The sequence below is a fragment of the Chryseobacterium joostei genome (assembly GCF_003815775.1).
GTDB lineage: Bacteria > Bacteroidota > Bacteroidia > Flavobacteriales > Weeksellaceae > Chryseobacterium > Chryseobacterium joostei.
The window spans coordinates 2,563,647-2,586,126 of sequence record NZ_CP033926.1 but is presented as its reverse complement, the minus strand read 5'-3'; the positions used below and the strand labels follow the sequence as shown (position 1 = coordinate 2,586,126).

At 37.2% G+C, this 22,480-nt stretch carries 15 protein-coding genes; all 15 read left to right on the top strand.

Annotated features, from left to right (window positions below; genetic code table 11):
* Nucleotides 1–110 precede the first annotated feature (110 nt).
* The 15 genes from EG359_RS11785 (at nucleotide 111) to EG359_RS11715 (ending at nucleotide 22,463) form a co-directional block, all read left to right on the top strand.
* Nucleotides 111–1,238, top strand: a complete 1,128-nt coding sequence (locus EG359_RS11785; RefSeq protein WP_076354932.1) for a hypothetical protein — start codon at nucleotides 111–113, stop codon at nucleotides 1,236–1,238.
* 37 nt (nucleotides 1,239–1,275) lie between these two features.
* Nucleotides 1,276–3,873, top strand: a complete 2,598-nt coding sequence (locus EG359_RS11780; RefSeq protein ID WP_084180458.1) for a T9SS type A sorting domain-containing protein — start codon at nucleotides 1,276–1,278, stop codon at nucleotides 3,871–3,873.
* Nucleotides 3,874–4,150: 277 nt separating this feature from the next.
* Entirely contained in the window at nucleotides 4,151–6,454 is a 2,304-nt protein-coding gene (locus EG359_RS11775; protein WP_076354928.1) for a DUF11 domain-containing protein, read from the top strand.
* A 13-nt stretch (nucleotides 6,455–6,467) separates the two neighbouring features.
* A complete protein-coding gene (locus EG359_RS11770) occupies nucleotides 6,468–7,001 on the top strand; it encodes a hypothetical protein (RefSeq protein WP_076355278.1) in 534 nt (177 codons plus the stop codon).
* 428 nt (nucleotides 7,002–7,429) lie between these two features.
* Nucleotides 7,430–11,251, top strand: coding sequence for a DNA-directed RNA polymerase subunit beta (rpoB, locus tag EG359_RS11765; RefSeq protein WP_076354926.1), 3,822 nt, complete (start codon nucleotides 7,430–7,432; stop codon nucleotides 11,249–11,251).
* Between the two features lie 83 nt (nucleotides 11,252–11,334).
* Nucleotides 11,335–15,597: a DNA-directed RNA polymerase subunit beta' gene (rpoC, locus tag EG359_RS11760; protein WP_076354924.1), complete on the top strand. Its 4,263-nt coding sequence runs from the start codon at nucleotides 11,335–11,337 to the stop codon at nucleotides 15,595–15,597.
* Nucleotides 15,598–15,684: 87 nt separating this feature from the next.
* Nucleotides 15,685–15,990, top strand: coding sequence for a DUF3467 domain-containing protein (locus EG359_RS11755; RefSeq protein ID WP_002976436.1), 306 nt, complete (start codon nucleotides 15,685–15,687; stop codon nucleotides 15,988–15,990).
* Nucleotides 15,991–16,185: 195 nt separating this feature from the next.
* The gene (locus tag EG359_RS11750; protein WP_076355276.1) at nucleotides 16,186–16,836 is read left to right on the top strand and encodes a Crp/Fnr family transcriptional regulator; all 651 of its coding nucleotides are present in this window, start codon (nucleotides 16,186–16,188) and stop codon (nucleotides 16,834–16,836) included.
* Between the two features lie 126 nt (nucleotides 16,837–16,962).
* Nucleotides 16,963–17,805 (top strand): DUF5777 family beta-barrel protein, encoded by an 843-nt coding sequence (locus EG359_RS11745; protein ID WP_076354922.1) that lies wholly within the window; start codon nucleotides 16,963–16,965, stop codon nucleotides 17,803–17,805.
* A 2-nt stretch (nucleotides 17,806–17,807) separates the two neighbouring features.
* The gene (locus EG359_RS11740) at nucleotides 17,808–18,155 is read left to right on the top strand and encodes a hypothetical protein (protein WP_076354920.1); all 348 of its coding nucleotides are present in this window, start codon (nucleotides 17,808–17,810) and stop codon (nucleotides 18,153–18,155) included.
* Nucleotides 18,156–18,165: 10 nt separating this feature from the next.
* Nucleotides 18,166–18,711, top strand: a complete 546-nt coding sequence (locus tag EG359_RS11735; RefSeq protein ID WP_076354918.1) for a YceI family protein — start codon at nucleotides 18,166–18,168, stop codon at nucleotides 18,709–18,711.
* Nucleotides 18,708–19,232: an ankyrin repeat domain-containing protein gene (locus EG359_RS11730; protein WP_076354916.1), complete on the top strand. Its 525-nt coding sequence runs from the start codon at nucleotides 18,708–18,710 to the stop codon at nucleotides 19,230–19,232. The genes EG359_RS11735 and EG359_RS11730 overlap by 4 nt, the downstream gene beginning before the upstream one ends.
* A 1-nt stretch (nucleotide 19,233) precedes the next feature.
* Complete coding sequence (locus tag EG359_RS11725; RefSeq protein WP_076354914.1) at nucleotides 19,234–19,980, top strand: T9SS type A sorting domain-containing protein; 747 nt, start codon at nucleotides 19,234–19,236, stop codon at nucleotides 19,978–19,980.
* Nucleotides 19,981–20,242: 262 nt separating this feature from the next.
* Nucleotides 20,243–21,085: a GNAT family N-acetyltransferase gene (locus tag EG359_RS11720; protein WP_076354912.1), complete on the top strand. Its 843-nt coding sequence runs from the start codon at nucleotides 20,243–20,245 to the stop codon at nucleotides 21,083–21,085.
* 94 nt (nucleotides 21,086–21,179) lie between these two features.
* Complete coding sequence (locus tag EG359_RS11715) at nucleotides 21,180–22,463, top strand: alkaline phosphatase family protein (RefSeq protein WP_076354910.1); 1,284 nt, start codon at nucleotides 21,180–21,182, stop codon at nucleotides 22,461–22,463.
* Nucleotides 22,464–22,480 lie beyond the last annotated feature (17 nt).

Genomic DNA, 22,480 nt, shown 5'->3' with positions numbered 1-22,480 from the left:
ATTCTTTGGCTAATTTATAAACGTTTTCATTTACAGTTTTAAATGAGAAAGGTAGAAATCTGTCCTTAAAATATAAATAAACACAAAAAAAACAACAAATTTTAATTACAATGAAAAGCAAATTATTCACACTCGCATTCTTATCCATAAGTCTCTCAACATATGCACAGGTTGGGATTAATACACCAATGCCGCAGGCCTCTCTTGATGTGGTGGGTTTCCCATCAGATAGTAATAAACTGGATGGTGTTATCGCACCAAGACTTACAGGAGTACAATTAAAAGCTAAAAACTATACAACAGCCCAAACAGGTGCAATAGTGTATGTTACTACAGCAGAAGCAGATCCTACCGGACAAACGGTTGATGTTGTAGTTCCCGGTTATTATTATTTTGATGGGACAAAATGGAGCAATTTAGGTTCTGACTGGCGAACAACAGGAAATGCAGGAACTGTAGCTACTACTGCAGTTTTGGGAACAGATATTTCCACCGGAAACTATTTAGGGACAAGTGATGGACAGAATCTGGTATTAGCAACCCAGAAAAATGTAAAAGGAATTTTAGATGTGAACGGAACCCTACGTGGAGGAAATTCTAATAGCACCACAGGAACTTTTGCATCTTTCACATGGGGATCGAATAATACTTTGACAAATAGTACTTCTTCCAATGTGGCATTAGGAAAAGATAATACGGTTTCTGCACAAGGAAATTTTCCGGCAGTTGCAATCGGATTAGGAAATACAGCAAATAATGGAGCTAAGGTTATTGGGAATTCCAACAATGCATCGGGGGCCAATAATTTAGTCTTTGGAAATCTAAATACAATAACAGGAATTACAGGGCTGACCCTGGGAAATAGTAATACTAATAACGGAGGTATTATTGTGGGAGCTGGAAATACAGCGGTAACCAATACCGTTGCCATAGGTTCTGCAAATGATGTTTCAGGAGGACAGGCAATAGCAATAGGATTTACAGGTAAAGCCTTAGCAGGACAGTCTGTATATGCTAATAAAGCCCATGCCTTTTTCAATATAGGAAACGGAACAGATGCCGTTGTAGGGATTAATATGGTGCCTACTGCTGATACAGCATCAGGAGCCGCTATTCAAATGAAAGGAATTGCACCATCCAATAATACATGTACAAGCAAGGAAGAGGGGGCAATCCGGTACAATGCTACAGCTAAAGTGCATGAAGGATGCAATGGAACAATATGGAAAGCCTTCTAGTAAATAAAAAATAAACACAAACCTTAAAAATAAAAAAATGACCAAAAAATTATTCGAGAAGTTAGCCGCAATGCTCATGACATTAGTAATGTCTGCAGTGGTATTTGCTCAACAAGGTTATGAGCCTATCCGAGGGATGGGAGTAGAAGCAAAACCTGTGAACAATTCAGGGATTTGCCTGGCATGCTATAACGGAAGTATGAATCCGGTAGTAGATGCCAGCTTAGATAACAGTGTAAGCATGGGAAACTTTGCATCTCTGGTAAGCGGTAATGGAATTTCTGTGAAGAACAAGAATACTTCTTACCCGGCAGGATATATCACCGGGTTTAATGTAGATCTTGGGACAAGTTTTATTACGATTGATTTATTAAGCTCTTTAAGAATCAGTACTTATAGAAATGGAGTTCTTCAGGAAACAACTACCAGCAGCACTCTTTTGTCAGTGCCGGCATTTGGAGGAAGTAAAAACAGAATATTCTTACACTTAAAAACTACTAAAGAATTTGATGAAGTAAGATTGTATCAAACAAACGTTCTTTCAGTTTTTAGTGCAATGAATGTGTATTATGCGTTTGCGTTTGATCCTACAAAAGTACCAACTGATAATAATGGTATTTGTGATGATATTATTGCAGGAAGTGGTGTTGACGGAAATGTTTCAGGAAGCAGCAGTTTCCTTGCTCCGCTTTCTTATGTTCAGAATAGAGAAAATATTGGAGACGGAAATAAAAACTCTTTTGGGAAAATAGTTCTTCCAATCGGATTATTGGGATCCTATTCAGTGGGGGTCTTGGATAAAAATCAGATATATCCTGCTGGTAATAGAACGGGATTTGTAATAGAGCCAGATGATCAGGGAAAACTTTTAAGTGCTGAGTTCTTGAAAAATATTACCATTGAAACTTATTTATTCGGACAACTTCAGGATTCAAGACAATTATCTGACGGTGGAGGATTAATCAATATTAAAGTTCTTGGCTACGGTTCCGGAAAACAAAAAGTTACCCTTACTACTACCAAGCCGTTCAATGAAGTAAGATTGAAAATTACCCAAACTGTTGGGTTCAACTTAGGAGCGCTTAAAGTGTATTATGCTTTTGAAGAACCATTGTCTTGTGAATGTGATGATAAAATACAGACAAGTGGTTCTGCTATCCCAGGAAATCTGGTAACAGGAGGAAGCTGGACTTCGGGTCCGGGGTTTTTGGGACTTATTTTAGCCAAAATGACAAATCCGGAAGCAATTGTTGATAACAATCCATCCAATTATGCAACAGCAACGGTTCCGGCTGCATCTATTTTTAGTATTTTCTCAGCATTTGCTACAGTAAGCAGTAATTCTATGCTGCCTGTGAATACAATGGCTGGATTTACAGTAGAAAAAGCAGGAAATCTTCTAGGAGTAAGTGTTCTGGAAAATATCACTGTGACATTGTATAATGGAAATTCCGTAACAGATATCTTTACGAGTTCCGGAAGCCTTATCAGTGGAAACTTCTTCACAACCAATTCAAATAAGTTCTATGTAGGCGGAAAAGCCACAAAACCTTTTAACCGTATGAAGATTACCTTCAATAGCGGAACAGCGGTTCGTATTCCTCAGAACTATTATATCTATAATGCTTTTGCAAGTAAAGATGATGATAACGATGGAACGCCAAACTGCTTCGATCGTTGTCCTGATGGAGATGACAGTATTGATAATAACGGAAATGGTATTCCGGATTGTGCAGAAGGATGTACAGCGGTTAACGATAAGTCGCCAACATTAGATACAGACGGGGATGGTATTGTGGATGCTTGTGATTTTGATTCTGACAATGATGGTATTCCGGATTCAATGGAAGATTTTGATAAAAACGGAAAATTTGAAGATGATGATATGGAAGGAGATATTTTAGTTACCCCTATACTTGGAGATGCAATTCCAAACTATCGTGATCTTGATTCTGATAATGACGGAATTCTGGATCTATTCGAATCAGGAATTCCTACTTCAGTAATCAATCAGATTGATGCAGATCGTAATGGTGTCATTGATGCCGGCGTGGCGGTAGGAAACAATGGTTTAGCTGATGTATTGGAAACTTATCCGGATTCCGGTACTTTGATATATCCTCTTAAAAATACAGACGGCGACAGCCAGCCTGATTTCCTTGATCTTACTTCCAATGGTTCAGATCTTGACCTGTACCAAATCGGAAAAGGTAATCTGGACACAACAGGAGGTGGATTTATATCTACTATTGATGATAATGATAGAGATGGTATTCAGGCTGTTATAGATACAGATCTTGTGAAGAGAGGATCGCCTAATTCTCCGCTTTCTCCTTATGCCTCATTACTGAAAAATGCATCAATGAATTCCGAGAAAATTACAAAAAGCTCAGAAATAACTGAAGCAGCAAATGATGCTAAGATATATCCAAACCCGGTAAAATCAGGTGAAAATCTTATGATTACAGCTGAAGAAGGTGTTTATACATTGTTTTCGGCTCATGGTCAAGTGGTGAAGTCTGATAAATTTACAGCGCGTACAGGAATTAATACCTCTTCATTGCCTGCGGGAATTTATATTATTAAGATAGAAACGAAGTCTGGTGTAAAATCCTATAAGGTAATTGTGAAATAATTAACGTAATTATCTGATTGATAAATAAAAGGCTGCTCATTTTGAGCAGCCTTTTATTTGATAGATCATTGATTTTTAAAATATATTCTGATATTTTTCAGGAACTAATCATTATATATTAATATTTTTGCAAAAAAAACAATACAAATCGTTAATTTTAATATTAAATCTTGATGTAAAAAATATGAATTTAAACTATTTTGTCTTATCTGGGAATCGAAAATTTTCGATTCATAGGAAACTAGTCTTTTTAATAGGACTTTTTTCAATCTTCCATTTGAATGCACAAAATGCTTCTTTGGAAATGACTGACGGGGATGGAAATCCTACGGCGAATGTTACCAATTCAGTAGGAACTACTACTATTAGGCTTAGGAACAATACCAATAACCCTACAGGGAATACTTTTGCTACCTATGCAAATCCTACCCCATTAAATGTTACCTTCACCCTGAGTAACCAGCAATATACACAGGCAAACTTTGCAGGGTATAATGGGGCTGTTCTTATGGGATATCCAGGGGAACCTGTTTTAACATTAATGAATTCTTTTGGAAATACAACTGTCAGCACTCCTTTTACGAGCAGCGGTGCATCGGTAGGGAATGGGATTGACATTACTGTTAACAGAGCGATTAATCTTTTTACGAATGTCCAGCCATTAAGTGCAGCCACCAGAGCAACAAATCAAAGGTGGCAGATGGCGGATATGACTATTACTTTCAGCAGACCTGTCAATAACCCATATTTACAGGTTAATGCATTAGGAGGAACGTCTAATGGACAAAACTATTCTGCAGAGTTTGATTATTTATCCTCTAATGTACCCGTAACCTTTTCTAAAATTTCCGGATCAGCGCTTCTAAATGTTACTTCAACCCAGATCCTGAACTCTGCAACAACTCCGGATGGTGCAGTTGCCAATGTTTCAAGAGGTACAGTGCTTGTTGCTGGAACAGGAATTACAACGCTTACATTGAGAGTGTATACCCGTGGTGGAACAGCCAATACCGGGACGAACTGGCATGGGACAACCAATACCGCAGGAGATGGATATATGCTTGCATTTACGGTGCAGGAATCTAACTTAAAAGTGACGAAAACTGTAAATAATGCATCACCGGCGACAGGTAATAATGTTGTGTTTACGGTAACTGCTACTAATAATGGAGCTTCTAATAATACAGGAGTACTGGTTAATGATCTGCTTCCTGCAGGATTAACATTTGTGAGTGCTACACCGTCTGTAGGTACATATAATAGCTCTACAGGACTTTGGACAATTGGGAATCTTGCCTCAGGAGCAAATTCTACTCTTACAGTAACAGCTACAGTGAGTGCGCCTGGAAGTTATTTGAATACAGCAACCATTACCGGAGATTTAAATGATCCTGATACTACAGATAATACAGCTAGTGTAAGAGTAACCACGGCAGATACAGATGGAGATGGAATAGGGAACTCTTCCGATTTGGATGATGATAATGATGGTATTCTTGATAATGTTGAATGCCCGGGAAATAATATTGTAACAAACGGGACATTTACGGGAAATGCTAATGGATGGACATTGGCTCCAGAATGGGTGGCAAGTGGAACAGATATTAGTATTACTACAGATAACGTTGCCAATAAAGACGCTTCTCAGACGTTAAATAACTTAACGAATACCAATAATTTTATTCCTCTTACGCTTACTTTAGGGGCGCAGGATGGAAGTAACGCTTCAGGATCTACAGCAAGTTTACAGATATTGTTAAATGGTACTCTTTATGCAACAATTAGTAACGGCACAACGAGAAGTACTACCGTGAATAATGTTACCATTGCACTGAGTAATGGAGCTACCTCTAGCTTTGTGCCTTTTACAACGGCTAATCAAACAGGATTTACTACACAAACATTTACATTGAATATTCCTAATGCTCCTATTCCGGATACTGCTGCACTCACCTTCAGATCTACCAATGGACTAGACGACTGGTCTTTGGATAATATCTCAGTCTTGGCATTTACTTGTGATACGGATGGAGATGGAGTATTTAATCATCTGGATTTGGACTCTGATAATGATGGATGCTTTGATTCTCTTGAGGGAGATGAAAATGTGAAGTTGCAGCAGATTAATGCAAATGGATCAATACCTGGAGCTATAGATGCTCAGGGAGTTCCTGCTTTAGTTAATAATGGTGGAGCTGCTGATATCGGTGGAGACCAGGGACAAGGGCTTGGATCTTCCCAAAATGCAGCAGTTAATGCTTGCCTTTGCTATAAACCTTCAGTAACTTCCGGAACGATCCTGAATACAAACCAAGGAATTACAGCTCTGAACAGAGCAGGGGCAGATGGAGCCAATTGGCCTATGGTAAGAAAAGGAGGATGGATGGCGCTGGAAGCTAAAACTAAAGGATTTGTTTTGAATAGGCTTACTACACCTCAGATTGTTCTGATTCCTGCGGCTAACCTGGTAGAGGGAATGATGGTCTACAATACAACGGTTGACTGTCTTCAGATAAATACAGATGGTACTCCTTCCGGATGGAAATGTTTTAATACACAAACTTGTCCTGATGTTAACTAATAAATTGAAAATTATGAAAAATAGTATAGTAATCAGTTTTGTTTTATTTTCTTTCTTTACCAATGCACAGGTTGCTATTGGTAAAACCACGATTGCTTCTCCATCTGTATCTCTTGATTTTGGATCAGGTAATAGGGGATTGATTTTGCCATGGGTAACTAATGTAGCTTCTGTTGCGGGAGTAGTTAATGGAACAATGGCGTATGATCTTGCCGATAAAAAAGTAAAGGTAAAATATGCTTCAGGATGGAAAGATCTTACCGTAAATACATTCGGAACAACCGTTGATCCTATCACAACTGTAGATGGTGTTACTATTCAAAATTCGGCAACTGAAAGTTCTACGGCTAAAGTTGGTATTGGAACATTAACATCAACCCCGGGAGTTCTTGTACTGGAAGATACGAATAAAGCTATGGTTCTCCCTAAAGTTGCTAATCCTCAGACTAATATTATCAATCCTTCACCAGGAATGATAGTTTATGATACAGCAACCAAGCTTTTAGCTGTTTTCAATGGAAGTAGCTGGACTTTCTGGAAGCCTTAATCTTTATTTAAACAAGAAATAATATTTAACCACTTCATTTTGAAGTGGTTTTCATTTGTTATTGTAATAATATTTTTGTATATTTGCACCTCTTTTGGCGCGAAAATTTGTATATAAATTTATAAAATATTGAAAATCAACTCTTTCATTGTGTAAAAGCATGAAAGGGGTTTCGTGTTTATAGATATTGCAGGTAATATAGCCTCAAAAGTAATAAAAGTATTTTGCATTACACTGTGAAAAGATATACCAGTGTTGCAGTTAGGAGTTAGGTAGAAGATCTAAAGAACATAGAATAAAGAACAAAGACCGATAATTGCGCCAAAATTTTCTTCTCTTTTTCTTTTTTTTATTACTCTTTTTCCCTTTTTCTCTCCTGATATTTTTTAATGAATCAAAATATTTTTTAACCCTTTCTTAAAAGTTTTATGAGTAAAACAAAATCAACAACTCAAGGAAATCCGAGAATTAATTTCTCATCAGCGAAAGGAAAAATTATCACTCCAGACTTCTTGGATATCCAAATAGAGTCTTTCAGAGAATTTTTCCAGCTTGATACGCTTCCTGAAGCCAGAAAGACTGAAGCTCTTTACAAGACTTTCCAAGAGAACTTTCCAATTACAGATTCTAGAAATCAGTTCGTATTGGAATTCTTGGACTATCTGGTAGATTCTCCACGTTATTCAATCGATGAATGTGTGGAAAGAGGACTTACTTATTCAGTTCCTCTAAAAGCAAGACTTAAATTATATTGTACTGACCCGGAACATGAAGATTTCCAAACTGTGGTTCAGGATGTATATCTAGGTCCGGTTCCTTATATGACGCCAAGTGGATCTTTCATCATCAATGGTGCAGAAAGAGTTATCGTTACCCAGCTTCACCGTTCACCTGGTGTATTCTTTGGACAAACTTACCACGCTAACGGAACCAAACTTTACTATTCAAGAATTATCCCTTTCAAAGGATCTTGGATGGAATTTACAACGGATATCAACAGCGTAATGTACGCGTATATCGACCGTAAGAAAAAATTACCATTAACGACTTTATTAAGAGCTATTGGTTACGAATCTGATAAGGATATCCTTCAGATCTTCGACCTTGCTGAAGAAGTGAAAGTTTCTAAAGCTGCCCTTAAAAAAGTAGAAGGAAGAACATTGGCTGCGAGAGTATTGAACACTTGGTTCGAAGATTTCGTAGACGAAGATACTGGTGAAGTAGTTTCTATTGAAAGAAACGAAATCATCTTAGACAGAGAAACTATTCTTGAAAAAGAACACTTAGATCTTATCTTGGATGCTGGTGTGAAGTCTATCTTGATTCACAAAGAAAACAGCAATGAATTCTCTATCATTCAGAATACATTACAAAAAGACCCTACTAACTCTGAAAAAGAAGCAGTAGAGTATATTTATCGTCAGTTAAGAAATGCAGATCCACCAGATGAGGAAACTGCAAGAGGAATCATTGAAAAATTATTCTTCTCTGAGCAAAGATATTCTCTTGGTGAAGTAGGACGTTACAGACTAAACAAAAAGTTAGGTCTTAATATCCCAACTACAACTGAGGTTCTTACAAAAGAAGATATCATTGCAATTGTAAGACACTTAATCGAACTTGTAAACTCTAAAGCTGAGGTTGATGATATTGACCACTTATCAAACAGAAGAATTAAAACTGTTGGTGAGCAATTAGCAGGACAGTTCGGTGTAGGTCTTTCAAGAATTGCAAGAACTATCAAGGAAAGAATGAACGTTAGAGATAACGAAATCTTTACTCCGCTTGACCTTGTAAATGCTAAGACTTTAACATCTGTAATTAACTCGTTCTTTGGTACCAACCAGCTTTCTCAGTTCATGGACCAAACCAACCCATTATCAGAAATCACGCACAAGCGTAGACTTTCTGCACTAGGGCCTGGTGGTTTATCAAGGGAAAGAGCAGGTTTCGAGGTTCGTGACGTTCACCATACTCACTACGGAAGAATTTGTCCGATTGAAACTCCGGAAGGACCAAACATCGGATTGATTTCATCTTTAGGTATTTATGCTAAAATCAATAGACTAGGTTTCATCGAAACTCCATATAGAAAAGTAGAAGACAGCAAGATTGATCTTAATGCTGACCCTATTTATCTTAATGCAGAAGACGAAGAAGATAAGGTAATTGCTCAGGCAAACGTTGAATTGAGTGATAATGGTGACTTCTTAACAGACAGAATTATTGCAAGATTAGATGGTGATTACCCGGTAGTTGAGCCATCTCAGGTAAACCTTATCGATGTTGCACCAAACCAGATTTCTGGTATTTCTGCTTCATTGATTCCGTTCCTAGAGCATGATGATGCGAACCGTGCATTGATGGGATCTAACATGATGCGTCAGGCCGTTCCTCTATTGAAGCCACAGGCTCCAATTGTTGGTACAGGGCTTGAGCAGCAAGTTGCAAGAGATTCAAGAATTTTGATCAATGCTGAAGGTACTGGTACTGTAGAGTACGTAGATGCTGACAAGATCACTATTAAATATGAAAGAAGCGAAGACGAAGATTTAGTACAATTCGAGTCTGCTACTAAAACATATAAACTTACTAAGTTTAGAAAAACTAACCAGAGTACAACAATCACACTAAGACCAAACGTAAGAGTAGGTGATGTAGTGGAGAAAGGACAAGTACTTTGCGACGGTTATGCTACTGAAAAAGGAGAATTAGCTCTTGGTAGAAACTTAGTGGTAGCGTTCATGCCTTGGAAAGGGTACAACTTCGAGGATGCAATCGTAATCAACGAAAAAGTTGTACGTGAGGACTGGTTTACTTCAATCCACGTGGATGAGTATTCTCTTGAAGTTCGTGATACCAAATTAGGTATGGAAGAGCTTACAGCAGATATTCCAAACGTTTCTGAAGAAGCTACTAAAGATCTTGACGAGAACGGTATGATCAGAATCGGTGCTGAAGTGAAGCCTGGAGATATCATGATTGGTAAAATTACTCCAAAAGGTGAATCTGACCCGACTCCTGAAGAAAAGCTTCTTAGAGCAATCTTCGGTGATAAAGCTGGTGATGTAAAAGATGCATCATTAAAAGCTGACTCTTCATTAAGAGGAGTTGTTATCAACAAGAAATTGTTCTCTAGAAACATTAAAGACAAAAAGAAAAGAACTGAAGAGAAACTTAGACTAGAAGAGATTGAAAACACTTATAAGGCTAAGTTTGATGAGTTGAGAAACACTTTAATTGAAAAATTAAATACACTGGTAAGCGGTAAAACTTCTCAAGGGGTACAAAATGACCTTGATGAGGAAATTATCGGTAAAGGGGTGAAGTTCACTCACAAATTATTGACTTCAGTTGAGGATTATGTAAACGTTAGTGGTGCAGACTGGACAGTAGACGCTGACAAGAATGAATTGATCAAACAATTGATTCACAATTACAAAATCAAATATAACGACATCCAAGGAGTTAAAAACCGTGAGAAATTTGCAATTTCAATCGGAGATGAGCTTCCGGCAGGTATCATGAAGTTGGCTAAAGTTTATATCGCTAAGAAACGTAAACTGAATGTAGGAGATAAAATGGCAGGACGTCACGGTAACAAAGGTATCGTTTCAAGAATCGTTCGTGAAGAAGATATGCCATTCCTAGAAGATGGAACACCAGTAGATATCGTATTGAATCCACTAGGGGTACCTTCTCGTATGAACATCGGTCAGATCTATGAAACAGTTCTTGGATGGGCTGGTCAGAAGCTGGGTATGAAGTTCGCTACGCCAATCTTTGACGGGGCAACTCTTGATCAGATTACTGAATATACAGAGAAAGCAGGTCTTCCTAAATTCGGTCACACTCACCTTTATGATGGTGGTACCGGAGAAAGATTTACTCAGGCTGCAACGGTAGGTATTATCTACATGTTGAAACTAGGACACATGGTTGATGACAAAATGCACGCACGTTCTATCGGACCTTACTCATTGATTACTCAACAGCCGTTAGGAGGTAAAGCTCAGTTCGGAGGTCAGAGATTCGGAGAGATGGAGGTTTGGGCACTTGAAGCATTTGGTGCATCAAACATCTTGAGAGAAATCTTGACTGTAAAGTCAGATGACGTGATTGGTAGAGCGAAAACTTATGAAGCAATTGCTAAGGGTGAATCTATGCCTGAACCAGGTATTCCAGAATCATTCAACGTATTACTTCACGAGTTACAAGGACTTGGACTTGACGTAAGACTTGAGGAATAATTTTAAATTTTGAATGTCAAATTTTGAATCAATTCAGAATTTTATAATCCAAAATTTATAATCCAAAATCTAAAATCTAAAAAATGTCAAATAAAAATAAATCAAGTAGATTTAATAAAATAACCATCGGTTTAGCTTCACCTGAGTCTATTTTACAAGACTCAAGAGGGGAGGTTTTAAAGCCGGAAACTATTAACTACAGAACTCACAAACCTGAAAGAGACGGGTTATTCTGTGAGAAAATTTTTGGTCCTGTAAAGGATTACGAATGTGCTTGTGGTAAATACAAGAGAATTCGTTACAAAGGGATCGTTTGTGACCGTTGTGGTGTAGAAGTTACTGAGAAAAAAGTAAGAAGAGAGAGAATCGGACACATTAATCTTGTAGTTCCTATCGCTCACATCTGGTATTTCCGTTCTTTACCAAACAAAATCGGTTACCTTCTAGGAATTCCTTCTAAGAAATTAGATATGATCATCTACTACGAAAGATATGTAGTGATTCAACAAGGTATTGCTAAGAAATTAGACGGTTCTGATTTTGAAAATATGGAATTCCTTACAGAAGAAGAGTACCTTGACATCATGGAGACTCTTCCTGTAGAAAACCAGTATCTTGATGATTCTGATCCAAACAAATTCATCGCCAGAATGGGTGCTGAAGCTGTAGAAGATCTATTAAAGAGAATTGATCTTGATGCATTGTCTTTCGACTTAAGACACAAAGCTCACAATGAAGGTTCTAAACAAAGAAGAACTGAAGCTCTTAAGAGATTGAACGTTGTAGAAGCATTAAGAGGTGCTAATACAAGAATGATCAACAGACCAGAGTGGATGATCATGCGTGTACTTCCGGTTATACCACCAGAACTAAGACCATTAGTTCCATTGGATGGAGGACGTTTCGCAACTTCTGACTTAAATGACCTTTATAGAAGAGTTATCATCAGAAATAACCGTTTGAAGAGATTATTGGAGATTAAAGCTCCTGAAGTAATCCTAAGAAACGAGAAGCGTATGCTTCAGGAATCAGTAGATTCATTATTTGATAATACAAGAAAATCTTCTGCAGTAAAATCTGAATCAAACAGACCATTGAAATCACTTTCTGATTCATTGAAAGGTAAGCAAGGTCGTTTCCGTCAAAACTTACTAGGGAAAAGGGTAGATTACTCTGCGCGTTCGGTAATTGTTGTAGGTCCAAACTTACAGCTTCACGAGTGTGGTATTCCTAAAGATATGGCAGCTGAACTTTACAAACCGTTTATCATTAGAAAACTAATTGAAAGAGGAATTGTAAAAACAGTAAAATCTGCGAAGAGAATTATTGATAGAAAAGAACCTGTAGTTTATGATATCCTTGAAAACGTGATGAAAGGTCACCCTGTTCTACTGAACAGAGCACCTACGCTTCACAGATTGGGTATTCAGGCTTTCCAACCTAAGATGATCGAAGGTAAGGCAATCCAGCTACACCCGTTAGTAACAACAGCATTCAACGCCGATTTCGATGGTGACCAGATGGCGGTACACTTACCGTTGGGGCCAGAAGCAATCCTTGAAGCTCAGTTATTGATGCTAGGTTCTCAAAACATCTTGAACCCGGCAAACGGTTCTCCAATTACAGTACCATCTCAGGACATGGTTCTTGGTCTTTATTTCATGACTAAAGAATTGAGTTCTACAGAAGATATGAAAGTGAAAGGTGAAGGTCTTGCATTCTATTCTCCGGAAGAAGCAGAAATCGCTTATGCTGAAGGTAGAGTTTCATTGAACGCTAAAGTAAGATGTAGACTTCCTATCAAAGAAGATGGTGTAATTGTAACAAGATTGATCGAAACTTCTGTAGGTAGAATCTTATTCAACCAGATTGTACCTAAACAATCAGGATATATCAATGAACTTCTTACTAAGAAATCATTGAGAAACGTTATTGGTAAGATCCTTGCTGATACGGATTTCCCTACTACTGTGAAGTTCCTTGATGCAATGAAAGACCTAGGGTATTCAAACGCATTCAAAGGAGGTCTTTCATTCTCACTTGGGGATATTGTAGTTCCTGTTGAGAAAAAGCAGATGATTGCTACTTCAATTGAAACTGTAGACGAAATTAGAGCTAACTATAACATGGGTCTAATTACCGATACAGAACGTTATAACCAGGTAATCGACGTTTGGACAAATACCAACGCTGGATTAACTGAAATGATCATGAGCAGAATGAAAACTGACCAAGGTGGTTTCAACTCTGTATATATGATGCTTGACTCTGGAGCGAGGGGTTCTAAAGAACAGATCCGTCAGTTATCAGGGATGAGAGGTTTGATGGCAAAACCGCAAAAAGCCGGTTCTACCGGAGCGGAGATCATCGAAAACCCGATCCTTGCAAACTTTAAGGAAGGTCTTTCGATTCTAGAGTACTTTATCTCTACCCACGGTGCTCGTAAGGGTCTTGCGGATACCGCTCTTAAGACAGCCGATGCTGGTTACTTAACGAGAAGATTGGTAGACGTTGCACAGGACGTTATCGTTACAGAGGACGACTGTGGAACTCTAAGAGGTACAGAAGTTACTGCACTTAAGAAAAATGACGAGATTGTTGAAAGAATCTCTGAAAGAATTTTAGGTAGAGTATCTCTTCATAATATTTATGATCCTGAAACTGACGAGCTAATTGCAAGCGCAGACCAGGTGATTATTGAAGCATTGGCGAAAAGAATCGAAGAAGCAGGATTAGAAGCTGTGGAGGTTCGTTCACCATTAACTTGTGAAGCTAAGAAAGGTATCTGTGCGAAATGTTACGGTAGAAACTTAGCAACAGGTAAAGTGATCCACATGGGTGAAGCAGTAGGGGTAATTGCAGCACAGTCAATTGGGGAACCAGGTACTCAGCTTACGTTGAGAACCTTCCACCAAGGGGGTACTGCAGGTAACGTTTCTGAAAACCCATCTATCGTTGCTAGAAGAGATGGTATCGTTGAAATGGATGAAGTAAGAACAATTACTTCTGAAGATGAAAACGGTAATACAGCTGAGGTTGTAGTTTCTCGTTCAACAGAATTTAGATTAGTTGCTGCCGAGTCTAAGACTCCATTAATGGTAGCTAACGTACCTTACGGATCTATATTAGCTGTAAAACCAGGTGATAAAGTGAAGAAAGGAGATGTTATCTGTAGATGGGATCCGTATAACGCGGTTATCATTGCTGAAACTTCAGGTAAGGTAGAATACGAAGATATTATTCAGGGTATTTCATTCCAACTTGAAATTGACGAACAAACAGGATTCGAAGAGAAAGTAATCTCTGAATCTAGAAATAAGAAAGCCGTACCTACATTGAAGGTGGTAGATTCTAAAGGTGTTGAGCAAAAAGCATACAACTTACCGGTAGGAGCCCACTTAATGGTAAATGATGGTGAAAAAATTAAGGCTGGTAAAGTCTTAATCAAAATCCCAAGAAAATCTGCGAAAGCAGGGGATATCACCGGAGGTCTTCCGAGAGTTACCGAATTATTCGAAGCAAGAAACCCTTCAAACCCAGCGGTTGTTACTGAAATCGACGGGGTAGTTTCTTACGGAAAAATTAAGAGAGGTAACCGTGAACTTATTGTTGAAGCTAAAACTGGAGAAAGAAAAATTTACCTAGTAAAACTTTCTAACCAGATCTTGGTTCAGGAGAATGACTTCGTAAGAGCAGGTTCTCCACTTTCTGACGGTTCTATTACACCGGATGATATCCTAAGAATTAAAGGCCCAACTGCGGTTCAGGAATACTTAGTAAACGAGATTCAGGAAGTTTACCGTCTACAGGGGGTAAAAATCGACGACAAGCACTTCGAAATCATCGTAAGACAGATGATGACAAAAGTATCTATCGTGGATGGAGGTGATACTCAATTCCTTGAAGGAGCTCTTGAACATAAGTATGACTTCTTGGAAGAAAACAACAGAGTATTTGGTCTTAAAGTAGTTACTGAAGCTGGTGATTCTAAAGAATTCAAGCCAGGTCAGATGATCACTGCAAGAGAATTAAGAGATGAAAACTCTAAGTTGAAGCGTGAAGATCAGGCTTTAGTAGAAGTAAGAGAAGCACTTCCTGCTACTGCAACTCCTGTTTTACAAGGTATTACAAGAGCGGCACTTCAAACTAAGTCATTCATGTCTGCAGCATCATTCCAGGAAACTACTAAGGTTCTTAATGAAGCAGCAGTTGCCGGTAAAGTAGACGCTCTTGGTGGTCTTAAAGAAAATGTAATTGTAGGTCACAGAATTCCTGCAGGTACAGGTCTTAAAGAGTATCAGAATGTTATCGTAGGTTCTAAGAAAGAATTCGAAGACCTTAACTAAAATTAATGATTTGAAATTTGGGATTTGAATTTATTTTTATATTTTCACAATCTCAAATTTCGAATTTTAAAAACATAATTTATAACAATGGACAACAATCAAAATCCACAAGACGGAAACATCAACATCGAATTAAACGAAATGGTAGCTGCTGGTATCTATGCTAACCTAGCTTTAGTAAACCACTCTCCATCTGAATTTGTAGTAGACTTTATTCAGTTGATGCCAGGTGTTCAGCAAGCTAAAGTAAGATCAAGAGTAATTCTTGCTCCACTTCACGCTAAAAGAGTATTAAACGCTCTTCAACAGAACATCGCTAACTACGAGCAGCAGTTCGGAGAAATTAAAGAAGTTGAGCCTTTCGTATTAGGAGGAAACAACGTACAAGCTTAAGATTTCTCTTTACAATAAAATAGAATACTCCGGTTTTACCGGGGTATTTTTTTTGACCTATATGAAAAAATAATTAATCTTTTAAAAGTGGATTTATTTTATTGAATTGTTAATAATATTTAATAAATTAAAAATATACCTTATCAATATTTCATTTTTATATATTTGTTTTCAGAAAAAGTAGAAAATATTGATATGGTTAATAGTTCATTTATCTTAAGTAAATTTGGTTTTTTAGGAAGTGATTTCTTAAATGCACTTCAGCAGCATGCCATTACTACAAATATAAAAGCCAAGACAGAAATAATAAGAGAAGGTCAGAAAAATAAATATGTTCCCTTTTTGATTAAAGGATCCATAAAGGTTTTTACCCTCAACGACGGAAGAGAGTTGATCTACTATTACATTAAAGAAAATGACAGCTGCCTTATGACCTTTTCATCTATTTTTACGGATTATGTAAGCAGGGTATATGCCATTGCTGAAGAAGACTCCGAAGCCCTATTAATCCCTGTTTCCATAATGCATGATTGGCTGCTTAGATTTCCTGAGATCAATAAATTGTTTTACCGCGAATATGACAAGCGATTCTCAGAAGTAATGAGTATGGTAAACGATGCTGTTTTCCACAGACTGGATAAACGAGTACTTAATTATATCAAACAACAAATCTCTCTTACCGGAAACAACCCAATAAAAATTACCCATCGCGAAATTGCTAACAGTTTAGGGTCATCCAGAGAGGTGATAAGCCGTGTCATGAAAAAAATTGAAAATGAAGGTGAAATTGTACAAACCAAATCAGGGATAAAAGTTCCTGTAAATGAAAATGTTAGCTCTTTCTAATTTTAATTGTTTTGGAAGCCTATTTCTATAATTTATAAAAACAATTCCATTGGTGACTTTTATCACATACTTTTGAATTAATAACTCTATAAGTTTGTCATACTATAATTTAATTCAAAATTGTTTATGACAAAAGCTCTCTTATTTTTGTCAATATTTTCATCAGGTCTTGCCTTTGCACAGGAAGATCTGCTGAAAGATATTGATACCATTACGACCCATACAGATGCCTCACAACCTGCCTTTAAGGCATTGCAGATTGTTACCGGGCAATCTACTAAACTTGCAGCAAAGAAAGAATGGTATATGATTGTTGCGCACCGATTTGGTGATGTAAGTGCAGGGTTTAAAGACTTTTTCGGACTAGATAACGCCTCTACCAAATTGGGAGTTATTTATGGCATTTCAGACGGCCTATCGGTAAGCCTGTCCAGAGAAACAAATATGAAAACCTTTGAGGGTGCTGCAAAGTACAGATTAATCAGGCAGGATGAAAATTTTCCGGTTGATATTGTAGGGTACAATGTAATGGGAGTGAATACCGAAATAGATAAAGATACTTATCCACATCTTAGGTTCAGCGATAGGCTTTCTTATCTTACACAGGCTTTAATTTCCAGAAGATTTAGTGATAAACTTTCATTGCAGCTTACTCCGTCATATGTACATAAAAATTTATATGAACCAACTATCGAAGATAAAAATCAATTTTTAGCAGGAATTGGCGGGCGCTATAAAATTTCAAAAAGAGTTTCTGTAAATGCAGAATATTTTGTGAATTTCGACAATCACAGTTTCTATAAAAATCCATTATCACTAGGGGTGGATATAGAAACAGGAGGACATATTTTCCAGCTTTTATTTACGAACTCCCAGATCAATTCAGATATCGGATATCTTACGAATGCATCAGGAAACTGGGGAAAAGGACATATTTTCTTTGGGTTTAATCTTTATAGAGTTTTTTAAATATGAAAAAGTTAATATACCTACTTACAATATCTTCCGGATTGATAATCATTGCTTGTGAGAGCAGAACCTACGAAGAAATTTCAGACAATACCCCAGTCATATTGCCGGTAAAATATACATCGGACATAAAACCAATAATGGATAACAGCTGTAACGGCTGTCATTCTGCAGGAAGCTTTAAACCACTCGTTACCTATGATCAGGTGAAAAATAATATAGAGGGAATTCTGGATAGGATTCAAAGGCCAAATGGTGATCCACTAAAAATGCCTAAAGGAGGCTCATTCTCTGCAACCCAGATCAATACTTTCATTAAATGGAAAGCTGATGGATTAACTGAAAATTAAAAAAATTGATATGAAAAAAATAGCACTGCTTAGCGTTTCCTTACTTTTTGCCGGTTACGCTTCAGCACAGAAATACAGTTCCAAAACAGGTAAAATAGTTTTTGAGGCCTCAGTGCCACTGTTTGAAGATATTTTTGCACAGGATGATAATAACCTTGTGATCCTCAATACTGATAATGGTGAAATGGCTTCCGTTTCTGCAGTCAAAAACTTTCGCTTTAAAACCAAATTAATGGAAGAGCACTTCAATGAAAGCTATGCAGAAACTTCAAAATATCCGAAAGCTACTTTTAAAGGAAAAATTGCAGGTTTTGATAAAACAAAGATTGCTGCCAGCCCACAGAAATATACTGTTCAGGGGACATTGAATTTTCATGGAGTAGATAAAGCAGTGGTATCCACAGCAACAATCTATACTAAGGACGGAAAGATCTATATGCAGGGAAATTTTATAGCAAAACCTGTAGATTATAAAGTAACAATTCCTAAGATGGTTACTAAAAAAATAGCAGAAAATGTAAACGTTGAGTATAATTATATCTTGATAAAATCATGAGAAACCTGATTTTAGTAGTAGGTCTGTTTCTGAGTTCCCTGCTGTTTGCTCAGGAAAAAGTAAAGTCAATATTCGATATTGCCAGAAGCGGAACAGTATCAGAAGTAAAAGATCTGATGAAACAAAATCCCGACATTATTAACCAAATCAATGAGAGTGGTTTCTCACCTCTTATTTTGGCCTGTTATAGAGGAAATGTAGAAGTTGGCGAATTTCTGATAGAACACGTAAAGGATGTAAACTACAAAAGCAAGGAAGGAACTGCATTGGCTGGTCTCTCAGTAAAGTATAACAAAAAATTGGTGGAAAGTTTACTGAAGAAAAATGCAGATCCCAATATTGCAGATGATACAGGTTCTACCCCTCTTTTTTGGGCGGTGAAGCTAGGTAACAAAGAATTGGTTGAATTACTGCTTACATACAAAGCAGATAAATCAATCAAAGACTCAATGGGAGTAACCCCTTTTGAATATGCCTTAAAAACAGACAACAAAGAAATCATTAGCCTTTTAAAAAATTGATATGAAAAAACTTTTACTAACATTCAGTATGGTCCTTGCGAACTTTGCCTGGGCCCAGTTTTCATCAGGAATAGTGCCTCTTACGGCTACTGCCATGACGGTGAAATTAGACACTACCCCCACAGGAGTAACCATTACTATGACGGGAGACAGCAATTCAATGCTGGGCATTGGTTTTGGAAGTGTAGGAATGGCTACCGGATCCGATGGATTTATATATAACTCTTCTTCCAACAGAGATTATACATTTCCCGGCCCAATGATACCGCCTACCATTGATCCGTCACAGGACTGGACCGAAACCTCCAATACAGTATCAGGAAGTACGAGAACTGTAGTGGCTACAAGATCTCTATCCGGAAGTGCAGGAGATTTTGCTATTTCCAATACTGCAGCCACGATTAATATCTTTTATGCACGAAAAACAGGTACAGGAATAGGATATCATGATGCAGGAAGAGGGTATGCAACTTTAACAATGGCGGCAACCACTTTATCAACAAATGAAATTGTTGCTGGTGACAAGAAAGTGAATTTTTACCCTAATCCGGCTAAGACAACGGTAAGCCTTAAAAATTTTGACAAAATAAAATCCATTGATATTTATGAAGCTACCGGTAGAAAAGTAAGATCAATAGAACCTGATCAGCAAAATATCAATGTTGAAGACCTGAAATCAGGTATCTATTATTTAGAAATCAAATTGAAAGACGGAAGTCTGTCCTACGAAAAACTGATCAAAGAATAATTAAAAGAACACAATCGAAATATTTAGAATAATACCTCTGCTTTTTCAGGGGTATTATCATTTTTAGATTCTTGTAAAACTCTTAGAATGCTTAATTCTAAAGGGATTGACTGAATTTTCTTATATTTGTTTATTAACCAGATATCCCTGAAAATTGCCTTTGAAAAATACAATCTGCGTTCAATAATAGACATTTAACGTTGAAAAATATCTTGATAGGGAATGATGGTTTGTAAATGAATAATTTTTTAAATAAAGATCAATGGAATTTAAAACCTTAAAGAATTTTGATGTAGAGGAACTTTTATCAGTATTCAATCTTTCCTTTTCAGATTATGTTGTTCCTTTTCATCTAACCAGAGAACTTCTAAACTTTAAAATAGCTACTGAAAAAATAGACCTGAGCTTATCTGTAGGAGCATTTGAAGATGACAAACTGGTGGGATTTATTCTTCAGGCAGAAAAAATAGAAAATGGAGTGGGAATAGCTTACAATGCCGGAACAGGAGTTATTCCTGAGGGCAGAGGAAAGGGTCTGGTGAGGAAAATGTATGATTTTATAATACCACTTCTAAAGGAAAGAAATATTAATACTTTGGTTCTGGAGGTGATTGATGGAAATCAAAAGGCGATCAGGGCATATGAAAATCTTGGGTTTACCATTGTCAGAAGATTACTTTGCTTTAATGGAAATATTAATTCAATAGAAAATAATTCAGAAATTATTATTAAAGAATTGACAGATTTTCAATGGGAAACATTCCGTTCATTCAGGGATATTGAACCATCATGGCAGGGATCTGATTTTGTATTGAAAGACATGAAGAAAGATTGTACAATTCTGGGTGCATTTAAGGGAGAAAAACTCGTAGGATATACTATTTATAATTCCATAGTAAGAAAAATATATCAGGTTGCAGTTGATAAAAACCATAGAAAACAAGGGATTGCCACTGTGCTTTTTGATGCCATTAAGAATGATATCAACGGGCAGGCAGTTTCTCTAAATAACGTAGATGAAATTTCTGAGGATACCAGTAGTTTTTTAAGCAAAATAGGCCTTGAAAACAAGGTGTCTCAGTTTGAAATGAAACGAACGTTCTGATGAGAATTAAAAAATAACAGGTTTTAATATACTTTTAATCTTCTAAACTTTTCAGGGAGCAGTAGAGAATGTAACTTTGTCAAAAATTTTAATAATGAAGCGAGGAATACATTTTTTACTGCTGCTTATTTCCTTAACGGCTTTTGGCCAGCAAGCAAATGTTGATACGGCTCAGGTAGTCGTTCCCGAGAGACAAAACAGCCCGGAAACCCAATCTAAACCCTATGTGATCATGATTTCTACAGATGGTTTCCGATACGATTATGCTAAAAAATACAATGCGGAAAACCTGTTGAAACTTTCCAATAGCGGGGTAAGAGCAGAAGCAATGATTCCGAGTTATCCAAGTATTACCTTTCCCAACCACTGGAGTCTGATCACAGGACTTTATCCATCCCATCATGGTTTAATTGATAACTTCTTCTACGATTATAAGAGAAAAGAAGCTTATGCTATGAGCAATAAAAAGAATGCAGAAGATGGAAGCTGGTATGGCGGAACACCGCTTTGGGGATTGGCAGAGAAACAGGGAATGGTTTCTGCCTCATTAATGTGGGTAGGATCTGCCAGTGATGCAGGTGGAATGAGACCAACATATTATTATCCATACCACGAAAAATTTACCCCATCCGAAAAAGTAGAAAAAGTGGTAAACTGGCTGAAGCTGCCTGAAGACAAAAGACCGCATTTTATCTCCCTATATTTTCCTGAAGTAGATGGAAGCGGACATCATTATGGACCTGATGCCAAGGAAACGGAAACTGCTGTTCACCTGATTGATCAGGCAGTAGGTAATCTAGTTCAGAAAGTAAATGATTTGGGATTAAAAAATGTCAACTTTGTTTTTGTTTCCGACCACGGAATGATTAAGGTTGATGGCGGGACACCATTGGAAATTCCGGCTATCCTTTTTGATAAAAACAGGTTTGATTTTTACAATTCTCAAACCCTTTTAAGAGTATATGTTAAAAATCAGGATGAGGTAAAATCTATATATAAAGAATTAAAAAAGAACAAAACAGATGACTACGAAGTTTATTTGGATAAAAAGCTTCCTAGATATCTGCATTTTGCAACCAGAGATGATCAATACAACAGAATAGGACAGATTCTTCTGGTTCCAAAAGCTCCGAAGATTTTCCTTGAAAAAGGCAAGAAAACATCAGTAGGAAAGCATGGATACAATCCTAGATTGGTTCCTGAAATGAAGGCGACATTCTATGCATGGGGGCCGGAGTTTAAAAATAATCTGGTCATTGATGAGTTTGCCAATATTAATGTTTATCCTTTGGTTGCTGAAATTTTAGGATTAAAAATTGATCAGCCCATTGATGGAAAAATAAAGGTGTTGAAAGAGACCCTAAAAGAGAATAAATAATTATAAAGTTGAGGTAA

Excerpts from the sequence above, each read along its gene's own strand:
- EG359_RS11785 (WP_076354932.1), top strand. The coding sequence starts at position 111 with ATGAAAAGCAAATTATTCACACTCGCATTCTTATCCATAAGTCTCTCA.
- EG359_RS11780 (WP_084180458.1), top strand. The coding sequence starts at position 1,276 with ATGACCAAAAAATTATTCGAGAAGTTAGCCGCAATGCTCATGACATTA.
- EG359_RS11770 (WP_076355278.1), top strand. The coding sequence starts at position 6,468 with ATGAAAAATAGTATAGTAATCAGTTTTGTTTTATTTTCTTTCTTTACC.
- rpoB (WP_076354926.1), top strand. The coding sequence starts at position 7,430 with ATGAGTAAAACAAAATCAACAACTCAAGGAAATCCGAGAATTAATTTC.
- rpoC (WP_076354924.1), top strand. The coding sequence starts at position 11,335 with ATGTCAAATAAAAATAAATCAAGTAGATTTAATAAAATAACCATCGGT.
- EG359_RS11755 (WP_002976436.1), top strand. The coding sequence starts at position 15,685 with ATGGACAACAATCAAAATCCACAAGACGGAAACATCAACATCGAATTA.
- EG359_RS11750 (WP_076355276.1), top strand. The coding sequence starts at position 16,186 with ATGGTTAATAGTTCATTTATCTTAAGTAAATTTGGTTTTTTAGGAAGT.
- EG359_RS11745 (WP_076354922.1), top strand. The coding sequence starts at position 16,963 with ATGACAAAAGCTCTCTTATTTTTGTCAATATTTTCATCAGGTCTTGCC.
- EG359_RS11740 (WP_076354920.1), top strand. The coding sequence starts at position 17,808 with ATGAAAAAGTTAATATACCTACTTACAATATCTTCCGGATTGATAATC.
- EG359_RS11735 (WP_076354918.1), top strand. The coding sequence starts at position 18,166 with ATGAAAAAAATAGCACTGCTTAGCGTTTCCTTACTTTTTGCCGGTTAC.
- EG359_RS11730 (WP_076354916.1), top strand. The coding sequence starts at position 18,708 with ATGAGAAACCTGATTTTAGTAGTAGGTCTGTTTCTGAGTTCCCTGCTG.
- EG359_RS11725 (WP_076354914.1), top strand. The coding sequence starts at position 19,234 with ATGAAAAAACTTTTACTAACATTCAGTATGGTCCTTGCGAACTTTGCC.
- EG359_RS11720 (WP_076354912.1), top strand. The coding sequence starts at position 20,243 with ATGGAATTTAAAACCTTAAAGAATTTTGATGTAGAGGAACTTTTATCA.
- EG359_RS11715 (WP_076354910.1), top strand. The coding sequence starts at position 21,180 with ATGAAGCGAGGAATACATTTTTTACTGCTGCTTATTTCCTTAACGGCT.